Origin of the sequence: Thalassospira sp. MCCC 1A03138 (assembly GCF_002115785.1) — a bacterium.
In the GTDB taxonomy this organism is placed as follows: domain Bacteria; phylum Pseudomonadota; class Alphaproteobacteria; order Rhodospirillales; family Thalassospiraceae; genus Thalassospira.
The window spans coordinates 72,192-92,336 of the sequence record NZ_JFJY01000003.1 but is presented as its reverse complement, the minus strand read 5'-3'; the positions used below and the strand labels follow the sequence as shown (position 1 = coordinate 92,336).

Annotated in this window: 17 protein-coding genes and 1 tRNA gene; 9 read left to right on the top strand and 9 right to left on the bottom strand. The window is 52.1% G+C overall.

The genetic code is table 11. The features are described from left to right. Window positions 1-34: 34 nt before the first annotated feature. The 8 genes from TH468_RS08215 to TH468_RS08180 all read right to left on the bottom strand — a co-directional run bounded on the left by TH468_RS08215 (window position 35) and on the right by TH468_RS08180 (window position 8,457). Entirely contained in the window at window positions 35-808 is a 774-nt protein-coding gene (locus TH468_RS08215) for an MBL fold metallo-hydrolase (protein WP_085643183.1), read from the bottom strand. Further along, window positions 805-1,623 carry a TatD family hydrolase gene (locus tag TH468_RS08210; RefSeq protein WP_085643181.1) on the bottom strand — a complete coding sequence of 273 codons (819 nt, stop codon included), beginning with the start codon at window positions 1,621-1,623 and terminating at the stop codon, window positions 805-807. Before TH468_RS08210 ends, TH468_RS08215 begins: the two co-directional genes overlap by 4 nt. After that, window positions 1,620-3,185, bottom strand: coding sequence for a methionine--tRNA ligase (gene metG / locus TH468_RS08205; protein WP_085643637.1), 1,566 nt, complete (start codon window positions 3,183-3,185; stop codon window positions 1,620-1,622). The genes TH468_RS08210 and metG overlap by 4 nt, the downstream gene beginning before the upstream one ends. Before the next feature lie 87 nt (window positions 3,186-3,272). Further along, entirely contained in the window at window positions 3,273-4,376 is a 1,104-nt protein-coding gene (locus TH468_RS08200; protein WP_085643179.1) for a DNA polymerase III subunit delta', read from the bottom strand. Further along, window positions 4,376-5,026 (bottom strand): dTMP kinase, encoded by a 651-nt coding sequence (gene tmk / locus TH468_RS08195; protein ID WP_246832264.1) that lies wholly within the window; start codon window positions 5,024-5,026, stop codon window positions 4,376-4,378. Before tmk ends, TH468_RS08200 begins: the two co-directional genes overlap by 1 nt. Window positions 5,027-5,031: 5 nt before the next feature. After that, window positions 5,032-6,204 carry a D-alanyl-D-alanine carboxypeptidase family protein gene (locus TH468_RS08190; protein ID WP_085643175.1) on the bottom strand — a complete coding sequence of 391 codons (1,173 nt, stop codon included), beginning with the start codon at window positions 6,202-6,204 and terminating at the stop codon, window positions 5,032-5,034. Between the two features lie 123 nt (window positions 6,205-6,327). Then, window positions 6,328-7,398 carry a septal ring lytic transglycosylase RlpA family protein gene (locus TH468_RS08185; RefSeq protein ID WP_085643173.1) on the bottom strand — a complete coding sequence of 357 codons (1,071 nt, stop codon included), beginning with the start codon at window positions 7,396-7,398 and terminating at the stop codon, window positions 6,328-6,330. Between the two features lie 51 nt (window positions 7,399-7,449). Further along, a complete protein-coding gene (locus TH468_RS08180; protein ID WP_246832263.1) occupies window positions 7,450-8,457 on the bottom strand; it encodes a lytic transglycosylase domain-containing protein in 1,008 nt (335 codons plus the stop codon). Between the two features lie 259 nt (window positions 8,458-8,716). Here TH468_RS08180 and TH468_RS08175 point away from each other — a divergent pair. The 9 genes from TH468_RS08175 (at window position 8,717) to TH468_RS08135 (ending at window position 16,589) form a co-directional block, all read left to right on the top strand. Next, window positions 8,717-8,806: transfer RNA gene (locus tag TH468_RS08175), tRNA-Ser, on the top strand. A 447-nt stretch (window positions 8,807-9,253) separates the two neighbouring features. Next, complete coding sequence (locus tag TH468_RS08170; protein ID WP_371268739.1) at window positions 9,254-10,015, top strand: ABC transporter ATP-binding protein; 762 nt, start codon at window positions 9,254-9,256, stop codon at window positions 10,013-10,015. Between the two features lie 84 nt (window positions 10,016-10,099). Continuing rightward, on the top strand, window positions 10,100-10,897 hold the full coding sequence (locus TH468_RS08165; protein ID WP_085643169.1) for a transporter substrate-binding domain-containing protein: 798 nt from the start codon (window positions 10,100-10,102) through the stop codon (window positions 10,895-10,897). Between the two features lie 88 nt (window positions 10,898-10,985). Beyond that, window positions 10,986-11,678, top strand: a complete 693-nt coding sequence (locus TH468_RS08160; RefSeq protein WP_085643167.1) for an ABC transporter permease — start codon at window positions 10,986-10,988, stop codon at window positions 11,676-11,678. Between the two features lie 3 nt (window positions 11,679-11,681). After that, the gene (locus tag TH468_RS08155; RefSeq protein ID WP_210402232.1) at window positions 11,682-12,428 is read left to right on the top strand and encodes an ABC transporter permease; all 747 of its coding nucleotides are present in this window, start codon (window positions 11,682-11,684) and stop codon (window positions 12,426-12,428) included. A gap of 128 nt (window positions 12,429-12,556) precedes the next feature. Continuing rightward, window positions 12,557-13,696 carry a succinylglutamate desuccinylase/aspartoacylase family protein gene (locus tag TH468_RS08150; RefSeq protein WP_085643165.1) on the top strand — a complete coding sequence of 380 codons (1,140 nt, stop codon included), beginning with the start codon at window positions 12,557-12,559 and terminating at the stop codon, window positions 13,694-13,696. Window positions 13,697-13,784: 88 nt separating this feature from the next. Beyond that, entirely contained in the window at window positions 13,785-14,618 is an 834-nt protein-coding gene (gene deoC / locus TH468_RS08145; protein WP_085643164.1) for a deoxyribose-phosphate aldolase, read from the top strand. Window positions 14,619-14,675: 57 nt separating this feature from the next. Then, window positions 14,676-15,899: a phosphopentomutase gene (locus tag TH468_RS08140; RefSeq protein WP_085643162.1), complete on the top strand. Its 1,224-nt coding sequence runs from the start codon at window positions 14,676-14,678 to the stop codon at window positions 15,897-15,899. Window positions 15,900-15,902: 3 nt separating this feature from the next. After that, entirely contained in the window at window positions 15,903-16,589 is a 687-nt protein-coding gene (locus TH468_RS08135) for a DsbA family oxidoreductase (protein ID WP_085643160.1), read from the top strand. 58 nt (window positions 16,590-16,647) lie between these two features. On the opposite strand, the gene mfd is transcribed toward TH468_RS08135, so the two are convergent. Continuing rightward, the gene (gene mfd / locus TH468_RS08130; RefSeq protein WP_085643158.1) at window positions 16,648-20,145 is read right to left on the bottom strand and encodes a transcription-repair coupling factor; all 3,498 of its coding nucleotides are present in this window, start codon (window positions 20,143-20,145) and stop codon (window positions 16,648-16,650) included.

Sequence of the window (20,145 nt, the reverse complement as noted above, 5' to 3'; positions counted from 1 at the left end):
ATTGATGTAGGAGAACGAGCAATCTTTCTGTCCTTTAATCCAGATCAATAACCAGCCCATCATACGCCGGCGCGACATGATCCGGCGTATCTGCCATTGCTTCATCGTAATCAAAAAGAATGCTCATATGCGTGAAGTAAGTTTGTTTGGGTTTGAATTCCTCAACCCACTCCAAAGCCTTTTCAAGATGCGCGTGTGTCCCATGCGGCTTGTGGCGAAGACAATCAACCACCCAGACATCTAGCCCATACAGATGTTCACGTGATTCCTCCGGGAAATTTACCACATCCGTTGAATAGGCAAATTTGCCAACTTTGAAGCCAAGTGTTTCACCATAACCATGGTCCTGACGAAAAACGGTTATAGGAACCCCTGCTGCCTCGAATGGACCAGAGATGACGTGCGGGATCAGCACTGGTTTATAATAGAAGTCTGTGCCGTTGGCCAATGGCTCGAACACATAGGCAAAACGATGATCAATGTCCGAGATGGTTGCGGCAGACGCGTATATATCGATCGGTCGATGCATCGCGACATTGATCCAGCGAAGCTCATCTATGCCATGGACATGATCTGCATGTGCATGAGTGAACAGCACCGCATCAACATGATTAATGTCATGGCGCAATGCCTGTTCACGAAAATCCGGTGTCACATCGACCAAGATTTTTTTACCTGCCTGCTCGATCAGGATTGAGCTTCTCAGACGACGGTTTTTCGGATTTGTCGGATTGCACTTTCCCCATCCCAAGCCAACGGATGGGACACCGTTTGATGATCCGCAGCCCAGAATGGTGATTTTTGTCACTGTTCGCCCGCCTCCGGGGACAGAAGATTCTTGCGATCAGCTTTCTTGAATAGTGTGAAGAAATTATCGCTGGTTATCCGGGCTATTTCTCCAACATCAACGCCCTTGATCTGAGCAAGTTTTGCCGCTGTATATACGGCATAGCTTGGTTCGTTTGGTTTACCGCGCTTCGGGACTGGTGCCAGATATGGCGCATCCGTTTCCACAAGCAAACGGTCAAGTGGAACATCAGCGACCGCTGTCTGAATTTCTTTTGCGGAATTGAAGGTAATAATCCCGGAGCACGAGATATAGAAGCCAATCTTCAAGGCGCGTTGTGCCAGCGTCGCCGAACTTGAAAAGCAATGAATGACACCAGTAAACGGCCCCTTTTCATATTCCTCTTCAAGGATATCCATCGTGTCGTCGTCTGCGTCACGTGTGTGGACAATCAATGGCAGACCTGTTTCGCGACATGCGGCAATATGGGCGCGAAAGCTTTGGCGCTGCGCTTCGCGGGGGGCATGATCGTAATAATAATCAAGGCCGCTTTCGCCGATACCGATAATCTTCGGATCGGACGCCATTTCGATCAGGCGATCAGGTGATGAAAGCCCCTCCTCGCCCGCCTCGTGCGGATGGACACCGACCGTGCAGTAAATGTGGTCTGCTTTGTCAGCGACGGCGCGAACATTCTCGAAAGTCGAAAGCTTGACGCCGATACTGACCATCATACCGACACCAGCATTCCGGGCACGCGCAATTGTGCCCGGAAGGTCTTCGGAAAACTGGGGATAATCCAGATGGCAGTGGCTGTCGACAAGTGCGACATTCATGCCTTCTCTCCTTCGTCTTCGGCTTTGACATAGCGCGGGAATACGCCTTCCGGCTTTGGCAGTTCGGAGCCCGAGACCAAGGCGTGATCTGCGCCAAGCTGTTCAAATCCCCGCTGATCGGCCGGCAGAACAAGCTGATCAAGGATTTTAGCAGCAGATGCAGGCATCAGCGGCTGCACCAGAATACCGACATGACGAATGACTTCGGCCAGGACATACAAGACAGTTTCCATGCGCGCCGGGTTGGTCTTTTTCAAGCCCCAAGGAGCCATTTCATCGACGTAGCGGTTCGCGTCACCAACCAATTCCCAAATTGCTTCGATGCCTTTATGAAATGCCTGTGCATCAAATAACGGACGAACGGTATCAAGCATGCCATAGGCCTTGCCAAGGATGGCCTGATCAGCCTCGGTAAAGTCGCCCGCGGTCGGGACAGAAGCGTTGCAATTCTTGTGGATCATCGAAAGGACGCGCTGGCACATATTGCCAAGATCGTTGGCCAGCTCGCTATTCATGCGGTTGACCATCGAACGATGCGAGAAGTCACCGTCGTTGCCGAAAGGAACTTCGCGCAGCAGGAAGTAACGTGTCTGATCCAAACCATACCGATCTGTAAGGTCGTAGGGATCAATCACATTTCCCAGCGATTTAGAGATTTTCTGCCCCTCATTGGTCCACCAGCCATGCGCAAAGACCCGCTTCGGCGGGGTGATCCCGGCGGCCAAAAGGAATGCCGGCCAGTAAACCGCATGGAAACGCAGGATGTCCTTGCCAACCATGTGCAGATCCGCAGGCCAGAACTTTTCAAGTTTCGCCGGATCCGCATCCGGATAACCGATCGCGGTAAGATAGTTGGTCAACGCGTCAAGCCAGACATACATGACATGATCTTCGTCGCCGGGTACCGGTACGCCCCATTTAAAGCTGGTCCGCGATACCGACAAATCATGCATGCCACCCTTTACAAAGCTGATCACCTCGTTACGGCGTGACTGTGGTGCAATGAAATCGGGATTGTCGTCATAGAATTTCAGCAAGCGATCGCCCCAGGCGGACAGCTTGAAGAAATAGCTGGGCTCGGAAACCCACTCGACGGGGGCTCCGGTTGGTGCAACCTTTTCCCCATCCTTTTCAATCAGTTCCTTTTCGCCGTAGAACGCCTCATCGCGAACGGAATACCAACCGTCATAAGAGCCAAGATAAATCTCGCCCTTTTCAAGCAATGTATTCCAGAGTGCCTGACAGGCTTTTTTGTGGCGTTCTTCGGTCGTGCGAATGAAATCGTCATTTGAATAATTCATATGAACGGCAAGATCGCGGAAATTCTGCGAGACCTGATCGGTAAAGGTTTGCGGATCGATCCCCTTGGCCGCAGCCGATTTGTCGACCTTCTGGCCATGTTCATCGGTGCCGGTCAGGAACATCACGTCATAACCGTCCAGGCGCTTGAAGCGGGCCAGAACGTCGCAGGCAAGCGTGGTATAGGCATGTCCTATATGCGGCTTGTCATTAACGTAATAGATCGGTGTTGTGATGTAATAGGGCTGTTTGTGCCCGGTCATGATCGCAAATCCTTCGCGCAAGTCGTGAAACAAAACGGCCCGAAATGGGCCGTTATGGTCATAATTCCAGTTGATTGGTGCTTTTTTTCAGTTTCGCATGGTTTCTTCAAGCATGAAGAACGCATTGAGCAGAGCCTGTTTGCGATCAAGATGCAAACCACGCGTGGCACTCATCAGTTCGCTGATCTTTTCCCATACCTCAATCCATTGATCAAGCGGTTGCGCAGAGGCCATGCGCTGCATCGCGGGTAATTCCCCCGAAATCACTTCGCGCGGCGCCTGCCCTGTTGCCGCAAAGCGTATCAGACGACCGAGCCACCAATGCAGGAGGTTCGTCACCGTGGCAAAGGCGGCATCACGATCCGCCGGGGAAAACCGTTCGGCAAATTTATGCTGTGCCAGCACGTCCGCATCCGGCAATGCCGCGAGCAAACCGACCATTTCGGTATAAAACTCAAGCCCGCCAACATCGTTCAGTTGCAATGCCCGGCCAATACTGCCTTCTGCCAGACCAGACAACGCATCACGGTCATCAAGATCAAGGTCCGGGCAATAGCGCCCCAGAAGATCGATCACCTGATGGTCTTCAAGAACACCAAGATTAAGACGGCGACAGCGCGATCGGATCGTCGGCAAAAGCTTTCCGGGTTGATGCGCAACCAGGATCATCATTGCGTTCGCAGGCGGTTCTTCAAGAACCTTGAGAATCGCATTGGCCGCGTTGCGGTTCAATTCATCGGCAGCATCGACAATGACAATCCGCCAGCCGCCTTCGGCAGCGGTTTTTGACATGAAATTGCCAACCGTACGAACGCTATCAACGGTAATTTCCCCCTGCAGACGCTTTTTCTTTTCGTCATACTGTCGTTCAATAACCTTGAGATCGCCATGCCCCCCCCCTGCAACGCGCCGGAAAACAGGGTTTTCAGGATCAACATGTAATCCTTCGGGAGCATCTCCAAACAACCCGCCGCCCTGAGCATTGCCACCAGAAAGAACGAAACGCGCCATACGATAGGCGAGTGTTGCCTTGCCGACCCCGCGGGGGCCGCATAACAACCATGCATGATGCATGCGTTTACTGTTCCAAGCGTCCAGAATGGTTTTTTCAGCGTCGTCATGACCTACGAAATGGCCATTGCGGCGGGGCGTTGGGAAAGTACCGCTTTCTTCCTGATCATCAACAGCCATTATCCGATCCCCTGCGCGGATAATCTGGAAGAAACCGCCGAAATCATACGTTCGGAAACGGTATCGATGTCACTGTCGGCGTCGATAATTTTACAGCGTTCCGGATTTTCACGGGCAATATCGATAAAGCCCTGTCTAAGCCGTTGATGGAAATCTGATCCCATACGCTCAAAGCGGTCTTCTGCCGCACTAACATTGGCAAATCTAGCCCCCGCCCGTTTCAGACCGACATCAACCGGTAGATCAAAAATCAGTGTCAGATCAGGTTTGAAATCGCCAATCGCGACGTGCCAAAGATTGCGGATATATTCTGCGCCAAGACCATGACCATATCCCTGATAGGCGACTGAGGAATCGGCAAAGCGATCACACAGCACAACCTTGCCTTCGCCAAGTGCAGGGCGAATGGTGCGTTCAACATGGTCGCGACGCGATGCAAACATCAGCAACGCCTCCGTCACGGCATCCCAACGTCCCGGGTCGCCGGTGAGCAAAAGATTTCTGATTTCCTCAGCTCCGGCTGAACCACCGGGTTCTCGGGTTACGACAACGGCGCGTCCGCGCTGACTGAACCAGTTCTCAAGCCGACGTATCTGGGTTGTTTTGCCACTTCCTTCACCACCTTCAAAGCTGATGAATAAACCGGGCATCGCACTCACCCGTTTGCTCCCCAAAGCAGGTATTTGATTGCAGCACCGATGCGACCAATAAAGCCAAGGCGATCTACTTCGGTTGCAGCGTAAAGCGGGAATTCGTGCGGCTCTCCGCCTGGAAGTTCGACCTTAAGCGTTGCAACCTGCTGTCCCGCAGCAATTGGAGCCGGAATTGGGCCTTCGTAAACGACCGAAACTTTCATGTCGTCACGATTGGTGCGCGGCAAAGTCAAAAGAATGTCCAGATCGGTGACCAGATCGACTTTTGCTTCAGAACCAAGCCAGACGTTGGCTGAGCTTACAACTTCGCCAGAATCAAACAGGTCGTAATTGTCAAACTCGCGGAAGCCCCAATCGAGCAATTTTTGGGACTCTGTCCGGCGTTCACGTACGGAACCAAGACCATTAACGACAAGAATAAGGCGACGACCATCGCGTTCTGCTGTCGCGGTCAGGCCATAGCCAGCCGTTTCAGTATGACCGGTTTTCATGCCATCCACGCCAGCACTGGTGCCCAAAAGCGGATTCCTGTTTGGCTGGCGAATACCGTTATACGTGAATTCCTTGACGGCATAGAGCTTATAAAGCTCGGGAAAATTCCGGATGGTGTCGCGTGCAAGAATAGCCAGATCGTGCACCGTGACCAGATGGCTTTCATCTGGCCAGCCGGTTGCGTTTTTAAACACGGATTTTGTCATACCGATTTTGCGGGCTTCGGCGGTCATTTCCTCCGCAAAGGCTTCTTCGGTTCCAGCCAGTCCTTCGGCGACGACAATGGCGGCATCATTTCCCGACTGAACAATAATGCCATGCAGCAAATCGTTGACCGAAACATCGGAGTTTACCTCGACGAACATTTTCGATCCGCCCTTGCGCCATGCTTTTTCGCTAACATGAAACGTGTCATCAAGCGATACGCTGCCACTTTTGATGCGATCAAACAGCATATGAACTGTCATCATTTTGGTCATTGATGCCGGTTCGGTAAGCGCGTCACCATTCTTGTCAAGCAAGACCGTACCAGTGTCGTAATCCATCAGATAGGCTTCGCGTGCAGTTGTTTCGAGTGCCTGCGCACTGGTCAGGGATATCGCCATGGCCGAGCCGAATATTGCGGCCCCGGCCACTACCCGGTTCAGTTTTGTCTTGAACGGAATTGGCGGCATCAAACTCATAACGTCCTAACCTTATTCTTTAAATTCAAAAATCGTACCGACGTTGCTGCGGCGCACGAAGATCGGTCTCTATGTCGCAAATCCGGCAAAATTGTGCAACCGCTTCGACTTTTCGACAAATTCCTAGCAACCAGAAACGCTGCTTTGCAAAGCGCCATCGGCGCATTCGACGACAACTTTTGCACCATTTTGCCCCGTGGCAATGACCCGCTCGAGCAAAATGTCAGCTTCCGGAACGGTATTTAACGGTCCAAGGCGAACGCGGTAAAAGGTGGTTCCCTTTACGTCAACAGGCTCTATTTTGCTTGGTGCCATGTCATACAGGCGGTTCCGAAGGTTAAGGGCATTGTCATAAACAGAAAACGCACCTGCCTGCACATATATTGAAGACGGTAAAACAGGCTCAACCCTGACGACTGCACCCTCATCAACCGTACCGTCAAGTGCGGTTTGCTCAACAGATTGTGTTGTCGCTTTCTTCTCGGCTGGCGGTGTTAAACGGATGGTCGACTTTGTTGGTTCCCCACTGTCCGTGATCGGCCCGTCATTATCAAGCTGAACCGTCTCCACCGTATCGCGGGGGGCAGCTGTGACAGTCTGCTGTTCTGCTACTGTCACAGCAGGCGCAGCCTTACCCTGCGCAATTGCAGCCATCTGCCGACTTTCATCCTCGATCACTTCAACCAGAACTTTGGCCGTTCCTTTTTGCTCGAAGCCAAGAAGCTGGGCGGCGCGGCGTGACATATCGATGATACGGCTATGCGCAAACGGTCCGCGATCATTGATCCGAACCTTAAGTGAACGGCCGTTCTCAAGATTGGTTACACGCACGACACTTGGCATCGGAAGCGTGCGGTGTGCTGCGGAAACCTCGTACTGGTCAAAGATTTCGCCATTCGCGGTCTTCTTGCCATGGAATTTCGGGCCATACCAGGACGCAATACCGGTTTCCTTGTACTCGTAATCGGCCGCCGGATAATACCATTGCCCTGCTATCTCGTAAGGATTGCCAATTTTGTAAGAGCCAACCTGCACTGGTGCCTGCTGCTGGGAGCCTCCAATACGTTTGACGCCATGGACAGCAAGTTGCGTTTCAGCACAACCGGCCAATAAAACGGTCATGGCAAGTGCACCAGCAGCCCAACGGCCTTTGTTCCAGCCCCGTACAAGCACCTTGCGCGCGTTTCTCGGCATTCAGTTGTCCCCGTCCAGATATTGAACCTGTATTTAATAAATCCAGAATAATTAGCGACCCGCAATCGCATCAGCAAGTGTGCCAACTGCAATTGCAAAATAGGTAGATCGGTTCCAATGCATAATGGTGTGGAAATTGTTATAAACCATATAAGCAGGTCCGACACCGTCATTTACAATGACAATTGCGGCTTCCATATCGGCTGATGGCAGGTTGGAACCGTCGGGCATCCGCACACCAAGCTTCTGCCATTCGCTGATCGGTTTGCGAATTTCGCGCCCTGTCATTGATTTATCAAGATTTTCGGGAATGCTGACCTTGCGGCCCCAGCGTTCATCCGTTTTCCAGCCAACGGTCGACAGATAATTCGCAGCAGAGGCAAACACGTCTTCCTTGGCGCCCCAAAGATCAATCTTTCCATCGCCATTTCCATCGCGCGCATAATTCAGGAAGGTAGAGGGCATAAATTGCGCCTGCCCCATGGCACCGGCCCAGGACCCTTCCATCTTTTCAGCCGCGATATGCCCTGCATCAATGATTTTAAGCGCATTGATCAGTTCAGTGCGGAAATATTCTGCACGCCGACCTTCAAAGGCCAGGGTTACGAGCGAGTCAACAACCGAATACCCACCAGTATGACGTCCAAACCCGGTTTCAATTCCCCAGAAAGCCGTCAGGTAATGCCCAGGAACACCGTATTTCTTGGCAGCAGCATCAATGACGGAACGGTTCTCGGCATATTTGCGGCGTCCCTCGTCTATTCGAGACTGCGGGACCACACGCTGTAAATACTGTTCGAAGGTCAGTTTGAATTCCGGCTGACTGCGATCATACTCGATAACTTTCGGGATCGGCTGTGTGTTTGCAAAGGCAACATCCAATGTAGATTGGGAAATGCCCTTTGACGCGGCATCCTTTTTGAAATCAGCCAGCCACACATCAAAACCCTCGGTCGTAAAGGCCGGTAATTCATCGGTATTGGCTTGAGCAAGAACAGGTGAAGCCGTCACGAGCATGCCAATAATTGACGCTAAAGTCCCGATGGTCCGATAATTCATTTTGCTCGCCTCGTGCCGGTTCAATTTAAAATTCCCAATCAGTTTGAAAGGGGATCCTGTCATCTTTGTATCTGCACTCATTTTGTGCGCTTCATAATGCTGATACCGTCTTACACGTTAAGACTTGTTAAATGTCTCGAGCATGCCTGAACGTAAATTACCCCCCTAAGAAATTTAACAAAGCCGGCACTGGCATATTGACAGGTGCATCCCGGCAATTTATTGAGAGCGCGCGGGGCGATAACCGCCACCACAATGCGGAGAGATGGCAGAGTGGTTGAATGCACCGGTCTTGAAAACCGGCGTGCCTTTACGGGTACCCAGGGTTCGAATCCCTGTCTCTCCGCCACCTCCCCATTTTCGTCGACATGCTGCCTAACATCTTCGCGTTTTCCAGATGTTTGGTGAGCAAATTTCGCCTATGGTTTTGACGAAGTTTTTTGTTTTTCCCTGCAATATCTGGTCAAAGCCCAGAAACCTCGCAAAAACCGTCCGAGACATACGAAGATTCATGAACTCCCGAAACTCGGTTTTTTTGTTGCGTAAAAACACCTAGGCCAGCAGTATATTTGCCAAGCTTACCCAGCCCCGACCAAATATAATACCGGAGCGGCCGTTTTCTTCATATAACTGCAAAAAATCAGTAGAATTACGGTGCCCGGACAGGCAATTATTCAGGGGAAAATGTGATTCGGATTGTCCAAAGGGGTGAAGCATCGATTTGATGCGGATCGGACAGGCCCGAAACAACAAGAACTTTCAACAGGGGACTTTTTATCTCGATATGAGCACAAACATACCCGCCCTAAAGGTCGAAGGGATGTTCAAAAGCTTTGGGGAGCATGAAGTCCTCAAAGGTATTGATCTGACCGCGAATACCGGTGACGTGATTTCGATCATCGGTTCGTCCGGTTCTGGCAAAAGTACCTTTTTGCGTTGTATCAACCTTCTTGAAACACCGAACTCCGGTGCCGTGCATGTCCACGGCGAACTGATCAAAATGCGCGAACTGAAAGACGGAAGTCAGGAGCCAGCCGATAAGAAACAGCTTCAACGCATTCGCACCAAATTGGCCATGGTCTTTCAAAGTTTCAATCTGTGGAGCCACCTGACCATTCTTGAAAACGTGATAGAAGCACCGGTGCATGTTCTTGGCATTCCCAAAAAAGAAGCAATAGAACGTGCTGATGCACTGCTTCACAAAGTAGGGATGTATGAACGCCGCGACTATTACCCCGGCCATATTTCCGGCGGACAGCAACAACGCGCTGCAATTGCCCGTGCTTTGGCGATAGAGCCCGAAGTTCTGCTGTTTGACGAACCGACATCGGCTCTTGACCCCGAATTGGTTGGTGAGGTTCTGCATGTTATGACGGGCCTTGCCGAAGAAGGTCGCACGATGCTTGTCGTGACCCATGAAATGGGATTTGCAAAAGGCGTATCAAGCCACGTTATGTATCTTCATCAGGGACGGGTCGAAGAGTTTGGTGCCCCAAAAGAAATTTTCGAAAATCCAAAATCAGAGCGCATGAAGCAATTCCTTCAGCGAGATTTCTGATCTGGAAAGGACGGTTCCCTTAAAGAACCTTCCGAAAAGGACAGTGTCGACACGGCCTGTTCTCAACAACAAGGGAGACTATGAATGAAAAACTGGATCAAGGTTGCAACCGCTGCAGCCATGGGTGTCGCACTAAGTGCATCGGCAGCAAGTGCAGCTTGGGAAAAAGTCGTCATCGCAACCGAAGGTGCATACCCTCCGTTCAACTATGTCGACAAGGATGGCAACCTGCAGGGATTTGATGTCGATTTCGCTGTAAAACTTTGTGAAACGGCTGGTATCGAATGTGAAATCGTAGCCCAGGACTGGGACGGGATCATTCCAGGCCTGCTGGCGAAAAAATACGATGCGATTATCGCCCAGATGTCGATCACCGAAGAACGTAAACGTTCCATTGACTTCACCAACTACTACAGCACCACACCGGCAGTCTTCGTTGGTAAGGAAGGCATGTCTGTCGAGGCTTGGAAAGATGGCGCGGTTGTCGAAGACGCGCTGGATGGTCTGGTAATTGGCGTTCAGCGTTCGACCACCCATTCGGCCTTCCTTGAAGACAATTTCCCGAATGCGGAAATTCGCATGTATGACACGCAGGACAACGCTCTGCTCGATCTGACAGCAGGTCGTATTGATGCGACGCTTGCTGATTCCGGCGTGCTGGTTGAATGGGTCAAATCGGACGCGGGCAAAGGTTATGCGTTTATTTCCGATACCTTTGCGCCTAAAGAATTCTTTGGCGAAGGTACTGGTATTGGTATCCGCAAAGAAGACCAGGACCTAAAAGAGATCCTGAACAAGGCGCTGGCAGAAATGCTTGCAAACGGCTCCTATCAGGAAATAAACAAAAAGTACTTCGAAGAAATCAACCTGCACCCGAATTGATCGGAAGGCAGTTTAAGGGCGGCACTTAATGTGCCGCCCTTCCTTATTGCCCCATATTGGCGCGGCATGAAGGTTTGCAGGAGATACCATGTTTGATTTATACGGCCGCGGTTGGCAGATGCTTGAAGGTGGACTTGTGACGGTCCAGCTTTGCCTGACCGTGCTACCATTCATGATAATTCTAGGTTTGCTGGGCGCATCGGCAAAGCTGTCGCGTTACAAGGCCCTTCGGATCATCGGGGAAAGTTATACCGTTATTATTCGCGGCATTCCCGAACTTCTGGTTATTTTATTGATCTATTTTGGCGGTACTATTGCCATTCAGAACCTCGCCGAACTGATCGGCGGTGAAGCGGTTCGCGTTGACATTCCTGCATTTTGGTCGGGGGTTGCTGCCCTTGCACTTGTTCAGGGGGCTTTTGCGTCCGAGGTATTCCGGGCTGCAATGCAGTCCATTCCACTTGGCCAGATAGAAGCGGCAACCGCATGCGGCATGACACCCACGCAGATATTCATTCGCATCAAATTGCCGCAGCTCTGGCGGTTTGCCCTGCCCGGCCTTAACAATCTGTTTCAGGTTCTGATCAAAGATACGGCATTGATATCCGTCGTGGGCGTCGAAGAAGTCCTGCGCAAGGCCGCGGTCGGTGCGGGTACAGAAAAAGCGCCCTTTACGTTTTATCTGGTCGCCATGGCAATGTTTCTGGCCTTTACCACCGTATCGCTATTTGTCTTCAATCGACTTGAAAAGCGGGCTTCCCGCGGCATTGCGAGGGCGTGATCGATGTTTGAAGATCTGATATACGTCCTGACCAAATATGATAGCTGGCTGTGGCAGGGTTTCCTTCTGACACTGCAATTGTTGGCAGTTTCTGTTGTATTTGGCACACTGATTGCCATTCCGCTTGCCGTCGCCCGTGTTTCAAAGCTTATTTGGGTTCAGGCCCTGCCCTTTGCGTTTATCTATGTGTTTCGCGGTACGCCGCTGATCGCACAGCTGTTCATGATGTATTACGGTTGTGGGCAACTTATCGCCAACATTGAAGGTATACAGGATCACTGGTCCTGGACCTATCTGCGTGATCCCTACTGGTACTGCCTGCTGACATTCGTCCTGAATACGGCAGCCTACATGGCCGAGATCATGCGTGGCGGCATCCAGAACGTTCCGAATGGCGAGATTGAGGCCGCACGCGCGTGCGGAATGGCCCCCGCCACCATTTATCGCCGGATCATCTTCCCCCGTATGTGGCAGATTATCTGGCCCGCCTACACCAACGATGTAATTTTCACGCTCAAGGCAACGTCACTGGCGTCAACGGTGACAATGATGGAACTAACCGGAGCCGCGCGCAAAATTGTTGCTCGCACTGCGTTGCCATATGAAGCCTTTATTTCGGCCGGCGTGATCTACCTGATCATTGTTTACGTTCTCACCTTTGGCTTCAAGGGGATCGAGAAGCACCTTCGCCGAAACGAAAACCGGAAAGAAAACAAATCCGTTCCGGCCAAAGCTGGCGGACATATTTGATCCAGCCTTTTGTGCCTGCCCCCGAGGAATATAAGCATCGCTCGGGGCCACGCGCCCCAGCCAGCCATGCAACCCAGTAGTTTGCAAGTGCTGTTGATAATGCCACCACCAACTCCCACAGGAATATCATGCAACAAGAACGCATTGAACTGATTCGCCCCCAAATGGGTACTGCCCGAGCGCTTACCGTCCGTCGCTATGGCAAAGTCGGGCAAGGACCAAAAGCTTATCTGCAGGCAGCCCTTCATGCCGACGAGCTCCCTGGTGTAATCGCCCTGCACCATTTGGAAATGCTACTGAAGGCTGCCGAAGAGAAAGGCCAGATCAAGGGTGAAATCGTGGTGGTACCGTTCGCCAATCCGATCGGTTTCACCCAATATGTTGATATGAAACCGCTCGGGCGTTTTGAAATGCGCACCGGACAGAACTTCAATCGTCACTATCCTGACCTGTGTAAGGAACTGATTGCGGCTGTTGATGGTAAGCTTGGTCAGGATCCGGATGCCAATGTTGAATGTGCGCGTGTCGAACTTCGTCGCTTGATCAAGGAACACCGCAGCAATGCAGGCCCCTTGACCGATCTTGAGGATTTGCGTCTGACACTGGCGGAACTGGCAATTGATGCGGACTATGTTCTTGACCTGCATTGCGACTGGGAAGCCGCCATGCATCTTTATACCAGCGATTCCAGTTGGCCGGATGCAGCAGATCTGTCGGCTCAAATCGGTGCGGAAGCCTGCCTCATTGCCGAAGAAAGCGGCGCTAACCCGTTCGACGAAGCTTTCAGCCGCCCCTGGGTCGAATTGCGCCGCGTTTATGGCGACAAGTTTCCGATCCCGATGGCAACACTTTCAGCCACAATAGAATTGCGCGGTGAACAGGACGTTTATGATCACTTTGCCAGTCAGGATGCAAAGAACCTGTTTGCATTCCTGCAACGCCGCGACGTTATCGCAGGCGATCCCGGCCCCCTGCCCCAGGCAAAATGCACGGCCACACCGCTTGCAGGTGTTGATCGCGTAACGGCAACCCATGGTGGGATGATCGTGTTTTCCGTCGATGCCGGTGTCCATGTAAAAGCAGGTCAGGAACTGGGCTATGTTCTTGATTGCGAAACAGGTGACAAAACACCGTTTTCCAGTCGTACAGACGGTTTCATGTACGCACGTGTCGGTGGGCGTCTTGTGGTTCCCGGCGGTTTGCTTTGCTCTGTCGCAGGGCCCGAAGCATTGCCTGGTCGCGAAGGGCTTCTTTTGACCGCACGTTGACCTTCTTTACGGGACGCGATAGCAAGAGTTCGGTATAATCCTTGCCGAATTCAACACTTCGCGTCCCGCGCGTTTTAAGGATATCGACATGTTCGACCCGAATTATGTTTCAGAAGTCATTACAGCAGCTAAAGCTGCCGCAAAAAGCGATGCGGATACCGCGCGGCTGGCCATTTCTGTTCTTGATCTGACCAGCCTGAATGACGATGACACGGTCGAAAAGATCGAAGCACTGTGTGACCGCGCACAAAGCCCGGCAGGGAATACCGCCGCGGTTTGTGTGTATGCGCCATTTATCGAAACCGCATGGCGGGCTCTGGGCCAAAGCGGTGTTAAAACTGCTACTGTTGTCAATTTCCCGGACGGTGGCACCAATGCGCAGCGCGTGGGCGACGAAACGGCAGACGCCGTTGCCAAGGGTGCGGACGAGGTTGATCTGGTTTTGCCTTACAAGGCTTTTATAGCCGGGGATATCCAGACTGTCGTTGATGTTATTGAAGCAACCCGGATGGCTTGCGGTCCGATGACCACGATGAAGGTCATTCTTGAAAGCGGCGAATTTGACGATCTTTGCAAAGTCTATGATGCCGCCCGCCTTGCGATCAAATATGGTGCGAATTTCGTCAAAACCTCGACCGGAAAGGTGACAGTTGGCGCGACGCCCGAGGCGGCTGTAGCAATGATTTCGGCCATTCGCGATGCCCGGGAGGAAGATGGCCTTGCTTGTGGCTTCAAGGCATCTGGCGGCGTCAAAACGGCTGATGACGCAGCATTGTTTCTTGCAATTGCGGATGAAATAATGGGTGAAGGCTGGGCAGAGCCAAGCACGTTCCGTTTCGGTGCCAGCGGGGTTTTGACAGCCTTGTTGGAAACGTGTGGTATTGATCAGTCTGCTGCGCCAAAGACGACTGGCAACTACTGAGAATTATGACTATCTGCCAATCGATCCAAATGGCAGACACAGCTGAAGGAAGACGGAATGGCCCGCGCCATCATCATTGTTGCAGACAGTTTCGGTATCGGCGCAGCTCCAGATGCAGCCAAGTTTGGTGATCAGGGCTCAGACACCTTGGGTCACATTGCAGAAAACTGTGCCGAGGGGCTGGCAGACAATGATATTCGCAAGGGAAAACTGAATATTCCCAATATGACAGCATTAGGTCTTGGCGAAGCCGCCAGGGATGCAACCGGTCGTGTCCCACCGGGACTTGAGCATGGAGGCGCGATGATTGGCGCTTATGGCCATGCTCAGGAACTGTCACGCGGTAAGGATACGCCAAGCGGCCATTGGGAAATTGCGGGTGTACCCGTTGATTTTGATTGGGGCTATTTCCCGCTTGAAGTGCCCACCTTCCCCAGAGAATTGACCGATACGCTGATAAAGCAGGCAAAGTTGCCCGGTATTCTTGGCAATTGTCACGCATCTGGTACAACAATCATTGCCGAACTCGGGGAAGAACACATCAAAACCGGCATGCCGATTTGCTATACTTCGGCCGATAGCGTGTTTCAGATTGCCGCCCACGAAGAGCTTTTTGGCCTGGATCGGTTGTACGAGGTTTGCGAGATCGCCTTTAAACTGGTTGAACCATATAATATTGGCCGTGTCATCGCCCGCCCGTTTGTCGGCAGCAATCCGGCTGATTTCAAGCGAACGGCCAATCGTCGCGATATAGCGATCCCACCGCATAGACCAACCCTACTGGATAAGTTTAGCGAGGCTGGCGGCACGGTCATCTCGGTGGGCAAGATTGCCGATATCTATGCACAGCGCGGCATTTCAAAGAAGGTAAAGGCATCGGGTAATATGGCCCTTTTTGATGCCATGATGACTGAAATTGATCAGGCGCCTGATAACAGCATCGTTTTCACCAATCTTGTCGATTTTGATATGGAGTTTGGTCATCGTCGCGATGTGCCGGGTTATGCCAATGCCCTTGAAGAGTTCGATGCCCGCATTCCCGAACTGCGCGCGGCACTGAAACCCGGTGATCTGGTCATCGTTACTGCCGATCACGGCTGTGACCCGACATGGCGCGGCAATGACCACACACGTGAGTTCGTGCCGATTATGGCGTTTGGTCCGGCCATTCAACCCGGTCCGATTGGCATGCGCGACAGTTTCGCCGATATTGGGCAAACCATTGCAGACCATCTTGGTATTGCGCCACTTGCGGCGGGTACTTCTTTCCTGAATGGATAAAACATGAATTGGCAACTTGGACATAGCGAAGCATCGATGGCGGCGATCCGGATTGAGGCGATCATCGATACGGTATGTCCCTGGTGCTATATCGGCAAAAAGCGGCTGGAAAAGGCGCTCGCGCGCGAACAATTGGACCACATGCCGATTACCTGGCGTCCATTCCTGTTAAACCCCGATATGCCAAATGGTGGCATTGACCGGAAATTGTATCTTTCCGCCAAATTCGGTGGCACAGAAAGTGCAACCCGTGTCTACAAGGCGATCGAAGCTGCAGGGGCAGCCGTTGGGATCGACTTCAATTTTGATGCCATTCGCCTGACACCGGACTCAACAGATTCCCATCGTCTGATCTATAAGGTTTGTGCCGAACGTCCCGCCGTCGGCAACGATCTTGTTGAAGACCTATTCACCGCTTACTTCCTTGATGGACGCGATATTGGTGATCATGACGTTCTGTGCGAAATTGCCGTCTCCCATGGCGAGGACAGAAACGAAATCCTTGATTATCTTGGTGGTGATATGGATCGTGAATTCGTATCGCAGGAAAACCGTGTCGCCCATCAAATGGGCGTAACCGGGGTCCCATGCTTCCTGTTTAATGGCCGCCATGCTCTTTCGGGCGCGCAGGAACCCGAAATCCTGCAACGCATGATCCGTCTGGCGCGTCAGGAAGAAACACCCATCTGACATGTATCCCGTCTGGGAATAAAAAAGGCAGGTCCTGAACGGGTACCTGCCTTTTTCGTTATGCTTTTGCAGCAATGTCGGCCAAGCGACGCATCAGGCGCTTTAAACCTTCCAATCGATCTGTCGGACCATCCCACCCTGCAGCATAAACGATCTTGTGATCCGGGCGCAAACGGGCCACGCCAACCTGTTGCTGGATAAAACCAACCAGACCGGCCGGGTTCGGGAATTCATTATTCCGAAGCGTGATAAGCGCCCCTTTGGGGCCGGCATCGAGTTTTTCAACATTGGATGTGCGGCACCATTGTTTAATCGTTACCACGTCCAAAAGGTTTTCGACCTCTTTTGGCAGCTTGCCAAAGCGGTCAATCATCTCGGCGGCAAATTGGTCAACTTCCTCGCGGGAACGCAGTTCCGAAATCCGCCGATACAGGCCAAGTCGCACGCCAAGGTCGGGCACATAACGATCCGGTATCAGCACCGGCATTCCGACATTGATCTGCGGAACGAAGGATGCCGCGTCATCGGCCTCTATCTCACCCTTGGCCTCGGCCACGGCTTCTTCGATCATCTGCTGATAAAGTTCGATCCCGACTTCCTTGATATGGCCTGATTGTTCCTCGCCAAGCAGGTTTCCTGCTCCGCGAATATCAAGGTCATGGCTGGCAAGATTGAAACCGGCACCAAGACTATCAAGCGTCTGCATGACTTCAAGTCGTTTCAGCGCCGTTGCCGTGAGTTTCTTGCCAGTTGGCAGCGTCAGATAGGCATATGCACGCTGTTTTGATCGACCGATACGCCCGCGCAACTGATAAAGCTGTGCCAGCCCGAACATATCGGCACGATGTATAATCATGGTATTGGCGTTCGGAACATCGATGCCGGACTCGATAATATTGGTCGCAAGCAACAGATCAAATTTGCGATCAGTGAAATCGGTCATCACCTGTTCAAGGTCACGAGGCCCCATTTGGCCATGTGCAACGTCAAACTTGATTTCAGGCACAAGTGTTTCAAGTTCCTTAGCAACCCGCCCAAGTTCATTGACCCGTGGACAGACATAGAAGATTTGCCCGCCACGGTGACGTTCGCGCAAGATTGCTTCGCGCACGACAACCGGATCATATGGCGTGATATAGGTCCGAACAGCAAGGCGGTCGACCGGCGGTGTCGCAATAATCGAAAGTTCTTTCACCCCGGTCAGGGCAAGCTGCAATGTGCGTGGGATCGGCGTCGCTGTTAATGTCAGCACATGGACATCGGTTTTAAGCTCTTTCAGGCGTTCCTTATGCTTGACGCCGAAATGCTGCTCTTCATCGATGATCAGAAGTCCAAGATCTTTGAACTTTACACCGTTACCCAACAGGGCGTGCGTCCCACACACGATGTCTACATGCCCGCTTTCAAGGTTGTCCTTGACCAGCTTGGCATTCTTGCCGGTTACCAGACGCGACAGTTGCTCTACCCGCACCGGAAGCCCGTCAAAGCGCTGCTTGAAGGTCAGGTAATGCTGACGGCATAGCAATGTGGTCGGTGCAACAATCGCAACCTGTTTGCCCGACATTACGGCGGCAAAGGCTGCGCGCAATGCGACCTCTGTTTTGCCAAAGCCAACGTCCCCGCATACAAGACGATCCATCGGCTTTCCTGCGGCCAGATCGTCAAGCGTATCGCGAATGGCACGTGCCTGATCTTCGGTTTCAGCAAACGGGAAGCTTGCGCAGAATTCGTCATAACTTCCCTCGGGGGCGGTCAAGGCCGCCCCTTTGCGCAGATGGCGTTCGGCGGCAACCTTTATCAGCTTGCCTGCCATATCGCGAATGCGCTCGCGCAATTTGGCCTTGCGGGCCTGCCAGGCAACGCCGCCAAGTTTATCAAGGATCGACAGCCCCTCGTCCGAACCATAGCGCGATAGAACTTCGATATTCTCAACCGGAACAAAAAGCTTGTCGCCGCCATCATATTCCAGTTCCAGACAATCGTGTGGCGCACCACCCGCCGTAACGGTCCGAAGACCAAGATAACGACCGATCCCGTGGTCAAGATGGACGACAAGGTCCCCCTCTGAAATCTCGGATGCTTCGCGCAGGAAGTTTTCAGCCTTGCGACGTCGTCCGCCTGGACGGCTCATACGATCGCCAAGAATATCCTGTTCTGAAAGTATCCAAAGACCTTCACGGCGGAACCCGTGTTCAAGATCGAGAATAACAACAGCAAGTTGTTCTGGCGTCAGATCGTCCGTAACATCTTCCCAGCATTCTGCCGTAACAACCTTTGCAACACCATGTTCGCGCAGAACCGAAACCATACGGTCACGTGATCCATCGGAATAAGCTGCGATTACAACCTGTTGATTCTTTCCACGTTGGGCGACGATGAAATCACGCAATTCATCATAGAGATTGGTATCGGCCCGTGCCCGAACATCACCAAAGTCGCGCCCGGGACGCGCGCCCATGTCAAAAACGGCACGCTTAGCACTTTCTTCCTCGTAGTAAGGTGAAAGCTCTAGAACCGTGCGATCATTCAGCATCCGGTCAAATTCGTCCTGATCAAGGTAAAGCCGCTCGGGCGGCACAGGTTTATAAACATTGTCCCCCGAAAGCCCGCCGCCCTTTATATTCAGGCGTGCCTGATAATAATCGTCAATCATCTCAAGGCGGTTTTCGATGACCTCGCCATATTGATGATCAAGGCTGACCATTACATCCGGAAGATAGGCAAATACAGTGTCCATACCGTCGTGGAACAACGGCAGCCAATGCTCCATACCACCATATTTCAATCCGTTACTGATCGATTCATATAGTGGATCAGTTTGAGATACGACGCCAAAAAGTTCGCGATATCCGCTGCGGAACCGGGAAATGCTCTCCTGATCCAGAAACACTTCGCCAACGGGCAGAAGGGCGATTTCGTTGATCCGTCCGACGGTGCGCTGGGTTTCAACATCAAACCGGCGAATGCTTTCGATCTCGTCACCAAAGAAATCAAGTCGCACAGGCTCTTTCATACCCGGCGCAAATATATCAACAATATCTCCGCGAACCGCGTAATCACCGGGCTCCATAACCTGTTCGGCACGGTTATAGCCCATCCGATCAAAATAGCCTGTCAGATCGGCGCGCGAATGCTCCTGTCCTGATTTAAAGGTCAGTTTGCCATCGCGCATAACATCTACCCGCGGGACGCGCTGCACGATCGCTGCTGCTGTTGCCAGAACGATACGTCCCTGCCCGCTGGCCGGTTTGATATCCTCAGCCAGTGTCGTCAATGTTTCAACCCTGCGTGCCGTTACTTCGGCAATCGGTGAAACCCGGTCGTAAGGCAAGCAATCCCACGCCGGCAGGGTCAAGACTTCGACCTCGCCTGCAAAGAAAGCAAGTGCCTCGGCAAGCTGGGCCATGCGTTTGTCATCGCGCACGATATGCAGGATTGTGGCGTCGTTTGCCGATGCATCCAGCAATTCGCGCAACAATAAAGCGTCGGCACCCTCGGGAACACCACACAGTCGCTTGCGACCTTTTGTTGAAATGATTTCTTTTAATTTATTCAA

Excerpts from the sequence above, each read along its gene's own strand:
- TH468_RS08210 (WP_085643181.1), bottom strand. The coding sequence starts at position 1,623 with ATGAATGTCGCACTTGTCGACAGCCACTGCCATCTGGATTATCCCCAG.
- metG (WP_085643637.1), bottom strand. The coding sequence starts at position 3,185 with ATGACCGGGCACAAACAGCCCTATTACATCACAACACCGATCTATTAC.
- TH468_RS08200 (WP_085643179.1), bottom strand. The coding sequence starts at position 4,376 with ATGGCTGTTGATGATCAGGAAGAAAGCGGTACTTTCCCAACGCCCCGC.
- tmk (WP_246832264.1), bottom strand. The coding sequence starts at position 5,026 with ATGCCCGGTTTATTCATCAGCTTTGAAGGTGGTGAAGGAAGTGGCAAA.
- TH468_RS08190 (WP_085643175.1), bottom strand. The coding sequence starts at position 6,204 with ATGAGTTTGATGCCGCCAATTCCGTTCAAGACAAAACTGAACCGGGTA.
- TH468_RS08185 (WP_085643173.1), bottom strand. The coding sequence starts at position 7,398 with ATGCCGAGAAACGCGCGCAAGGTGCTTGTACGGGGCTGGAACAAAGGC.
- TH468_RS08180 (WP_246832263.1), bottom strand. The coding sequence starts at position 8,457 with ATGAATTATCGGACCATCGGGACTTTAGCGTCAATTATTGGCATGCTC.
- TH468_RS08165 (WP_085643169.1), top strand. The coding sequence starts at position 10,100 with ATGAAAAACTGGATCAAGGTTGCAACCGCTGCAGCCATGGGTGTCGCA.
- TH468_RS08160 (WP_085643167.1), top strand. The coding sequence starts at position 10,986 with ATGTTTGATTTATACGGCCGCGGTTGGCAGATGCTTGAAGGTGGACTT.
- TH468_RS08155 (WP_210402232.1), top strand. The coding sequence starts at position 11,682 with ATGTTTGAAGATCTGATATACGTCCTGACCAAATATGATAGCTGGCTG.
- TH468_RS08150 (WP_085643165.1), top strand. The coding sequence starts at position 12,557 with ATGCAACAAGAACGCATTGAACTGATTCGCCCCCAAATGGGTACTGCC.
- deoC (WP_085643164.1), top strand. The coding sequence starts at position 13,785 with ATGTTCGACCCGAATTATGTTTCAGAAGTCATTACAGCAGCTAAAGCT.
- TH468_RS08140 (WP_085643162.1), top strand. The coding sequence starts at position 14,676 with ATGGCCCGCGCCATCATCATTGTTGCAGACAGTTTCGGTATCGGCGCA.
- TH468_RS08135 (WP_085643160.1), top strand. The coding sequence starts at position 15,903 with ATGAATTGGCAACTTGGACATAGCGAAGCATCGATGGCGGCGATCCGG.